The organism is Streptomyces sparsus (assembly GCF_054776295.1).
Genome location: NZ_BAAHCA010000467.1, coordinates 1 through 3,815, shown reverse-complemented (window position 1 = coordinate 3,815; position 3,815 = coordinate 1). Strand labels below are relative to the sequence as shown.

General features: G+C 70.0%; 4 protein-coding genes. 1 reads left to right on the top strand and 3 read right to left on the bottom strand.

Annotated elements, in window-relative coordinates; genetic code table 11:
• Positions 1-65: 65 nt before the first annotated feature.
• Together groL and groES are read right to left on the bottom strand one after the other, a co-directional pair.
• Positions 66-1,691 (bottom strand): chaperonin GroEL, encoded by a 1,626-nt coding sequence (gene groL / locus ACYVE9_RS18590; RefSeq protein ID WP_461029011.1) that lies wholly within the window; start codon positions 1,689-1,691, stop codon positions 66-68.
• A gap of 101 nt (positions 1,692-1,792) precedes the next feature.
• A complete protein-coding gene (groES, locus tag ACYVE9_RS18585; protein ID WP_283990325.1) occupies positions 1,793-2,101 on the bottom strand; it encodes a co-chaperone GroES in 309 nt (102 codons plus the stop codon).
• 297 nt (positions 2,102-2,398) lie between these two features.
• Between groES and ACYVE9_RS18580 the strand changes: the two genes are divergently transcribed.
• Positions 2,399-3,016, top strand: coding sequence for a Uma2 family endonuclease (locus ACYVE9_RS18580; RefSeq protein ID WP_461029010.1), 618 nt, complete (start codon positions 2,399-2,401; stop codon positions 3,014-3,016).
• 41 nt (positions 3,017-3,057) lie between these two features.
• Here ACYVE9_RS18580 and ACYVE9_RS18575 read toward each other — a convergent pair.
• Positions 3,058-3,815, bottom strand: a 758-nt coding sequence (locus ACYVE9_RS18575) for a polysaccharide deacetylase family protein (RefSeq protein ID WP_461029009.1), incomplete at its 5' end; no start/stop codon positions are given.

Here is a 3,815-nt window from a genome sequence, read left to right as displayed (position 1 = left end):
GCCACCCCGGCTGTGCGGCGGGGGCGGCGGGCCTCGGTGTGCGCCCGGTACGGGCGCCGTACAGCTCAGTGCGAGTGGCCGTGACCACCGTGGCCGTGGCTGTCCTCTTCCTCGGCCGGCTTCTCGACGACCAGGGTCTCGGTCGTGAGGAGCAGCGACGCGATGGAAGCGGCGTTCTCCAGCGCGGAGCGGGTGACCTTCACCGGGTCGATGACGCCGGCCTTGACCAGGTCGCCGTACTCGCCGGTGGCGGCGTTGAAGCCCTGGCCCTTGTCGAGCTCGGCGACCTTCGAGGTGATGACGTAGCCCTCGAGGCCGGCGTTCTCGGCGATCCAGCGCAGCGGCTCGACCACGGCACGACGCACGACGGCGACACCGGTGGCCTCGTCGCCCGTCTTGTCCAGGCTGCCTTCCAGCACCTTGGCGGCGTGCACGAGTGCCGAACCGCCACCGGAGACGATGCCCTCCTCGACCGCGGCGCGGGTCGCGGAGATGGCGTCCTCCAGGCGGTGCTTCTTCTCCTTGAGCTCCACCTCGGTGGCCGCGCCCACGCGGATCACGCAGACACCGCCGGCGAGCTTGGCCAGGCGCTCCTGGAGCTTCTCGCGGTCCCAGTCCGAGTCGGTGGACTCGATCTCGGCCTTGATCTGGGCGACACGGCCCTGCACCTCGTCGGCCTTGCCGGCACCGTCGACGACCGTGGTGTCGTCCTTGGTGACGGTGACGCGGCGAGCGGAGCCGAGCACCTCGAGGCCGACCTGGTCGAGCTTGAGGCCGACCTCCTCGGCGATGACGGTGGCGCCGGTGAGCGTCGCCATGTCGCCGAGCATCGCCTTGCGGCGGTCACCGAAGCCGGGGGCCTTCACGGCGACGGCGTTGAAGGTGCCGCGGATCTTGTTGACGACGAGGGTGGAGAGCGCCTCGCCCTCGACGTCCTCGGCGATGATCAGCAGCGGCTTGGAGCCACCGGCCTGCATGATCTTCTCGAGCAGCGGCAGCAGGTCCTGGATGGAACCGATCTTGCCCTGGTGGATCAGGATGTAGGGGTCGTCGAGGACGGCCTCCATGCGCTCCTGGTCGCTGACCATGTAGGGCGACAGGTAGCCCTTGTCGAAGGCCATGCCCTCGGTGAAGTCCAGGTCCAGGCCGAAGGTCTGGGACTCCTCGACGGTGATGACACCGTCCTTGCCGACCTTGTCCATCGCCTCGGCGATCAGCTCGCCGACCTGCTTGTCCTGGGCGGACAGTCCGGCGACGGAGGCGATGTCGGACTTGGAGTCGATCGGACGGGCGGAGGCGATCAGCTCGTCGGACACCGCCTTGACGGCGGCGTCGATGCCCTTCTTCAGGGCGGCCGGGGAGGCACCCGCGGCGACGTTGCGCAGGCCCTCGCGGACCAGCGCCTGCGCGAGCACGGTGGCGGTGGTGGTGCCGTCACCAGCGATGTCGTTGGTCTTGGTGGCCACCTCCTTCACCAGCTGCGCGCCGAGGTTCTCGTAGGGGTCGTCGAGCTCGACCTCGCGGGCGATGGTGACGCCGTCGTTGGTGATGGTCGGCGCGCCGAACTTCTTGTCGATGACGACGTTGCGGCCCTTGGGGCCGATGGTCACCTTGACGGTGTCGGCGAGCTTGTCGACGCCGCGTTCGAGAGCGCGACGGGCGTCCTCATCGAACTTCAGGATCTTCGCCATGGCTTACAGGTGTCCTCTCAGTCCTCATTAATGCGAACCGCGCCCTGGCCCCGGCTGTCGAGACAACGGGAACCAGGGCGCGGAACAGAAACTGCGGTGGCTTACTTCTCGACGATCGCGAGAACGTCGCGGGCAGAGAGGACGAGGTACTCCTCGTTGTTGTACTTCACCTCGGTGCCGCCGTACTTGCTGTAGAGCACGATGTCGCCGACCTTGACGTCGAGTTCGACACGCTTGCCGTCCTCGATCCGGCCCGGGCCCACGGCGAGGACAGTCCCCTCCTGGGGCTTCTCCTTCGCGGTGTCCGGAATGACCAGGCCAGAGGCCGTGGTCTGCTCGGCGTCGAGCGGCTGGACCACAATGCGGTCCTCGAGCGGCTTGATGGCAACCTTGGAGCTGGCGGTCGTCACGATCCGACCTCCCCCTTCGGAGATCTCACGGGGTTAATGTCTGGGGTACGACCTGGTAGATCCGTCGTCGCGGGTGCCGGACCTGCCTGCCGTACTTCTGGCACTCCCTTGGGGAGAGTGCCAACGCCGACATTATGCGGCCGCTAGCACTCGGTCAAGCCGAGTGCCAATTCAGCGCCCCCGCACGCGTCGCCCGGCGACCCGTCCCGCCCCGCCGCCGACGTCCCGGAAGCCACTCTGGGCGAAGGACCGCAGCGCCCCGCGCCGAGCGCCGAGCAGAGCAGGGAGGCCGTGCGGATGGCCGCAGAACCGGGGGATCCCCGAAGCGGACGCCCCCTGCCGGCCTGGACCTGTCCCCCGCCGAACGGCTGGATCGCCGACGACCTGGACCGACCGCCCCCGTCCGCGCCCCGTTGCGAACTGGTCGACGGAATTCTTGTGACGCCGTCGCCGCAGACCTACTTCCACAGCACGGTGAAGCGGCGGCTCGCCCATGCGAGAGAGATCGCGGCCCCCGGGGACCTACGGGTCGTGGTGGGGATGACCGTGCGGCTCGGCGAGCGGCAGCGCCCGGAGCCCGACGTCCTGGTCGTCAACACCGCGCCGGCCACCACCCGCACCGCCTTCACCCCCGACGAGGTGGAGCTCGCCGTGGAGATCGTCTCCGCCGAGTCCCGCGAACGGGACCGCCGGACGAAGCCGCAGCGGTACGCGGAGGCGGGGATCCGGCACTTCTGGCGGGTCGAACGGGAGCGCGACGACAGCGGGAGCGGGCAGGACGCCCCGGTGGCACACGTCTACGAACTCGACGACACCACCGGGGACTACGTGCCCACCGGCATCCACCGCGGCCGGACGGCCGTCCCCGTCCCGTTCCCCGTGGACATCGACCTGGGCACGCTTTACCGCCGCTGACCAGCGGCTGCCCGCCCGGCATCCCGGGCGGGCGGCGGGCCTCAGATGTAGTCCTCCAGCCGCGCGACGGCGTAGCCCTGCTCGGTGACCGTGCGCAGGGTGCGGCGGACCATGTCGGTCATGGTGCCGCCCCAGTGCTCCGGGCCGCGGAAGTGCGTGAGGATGATGTCGCCGGGATGGAACCTCTGGTCGGCTCGGCTCCAGTCGAATCGTTTCGCCCACGCCTCCTCGGCCCACAGCGGCACCGCCCGGATGCCGCAGGAGGCGGCGGCCCGGAGCGTGTCGCGGTTGTAGGCGCCGTAGGGCGGCCGGAACAGCCGGGGCGCCTCGCCCATCTCCTTCCTCAGCACCTCCTGCTGGCCGCAGATCTCCCGGCGCTGCTGCTCGTACGACAGCTTGGGCATCTCCGGGTGGTGGAGGGTGTGGTTGTTGATGGCGACGCCGTCGTCGCGCATCTTCCGGAAGTAGCCGTAGTCGTCCTTCGACACGTAGTCCGCCAGGAAGGCGCTGTACGGCACGTCCAGGTCACGCAGCATGGCCAGCAGCTCGGGGTCCTTCTCGTGGCCGTCGTCGATGGTCAGGAAGACGACCTTGTCCTCGGTCGGGACCCGCGTGATGACCGGCGGCAGCCCGGGACCGGAGAGGTGCCAGGAGTCGCTCACCGGCTCCAGCCGCTCGGCCGGCGGGGGCGGCGGGCGCAGCGGCAGCTTCTTCACCTTCCAGCGCGCGACGGCGGCCACCCGCCGGGCCTCGGCGCGGCCCAGTCGGTCGGCGTAGGCCCAGAGCGACGCAGCGGCCG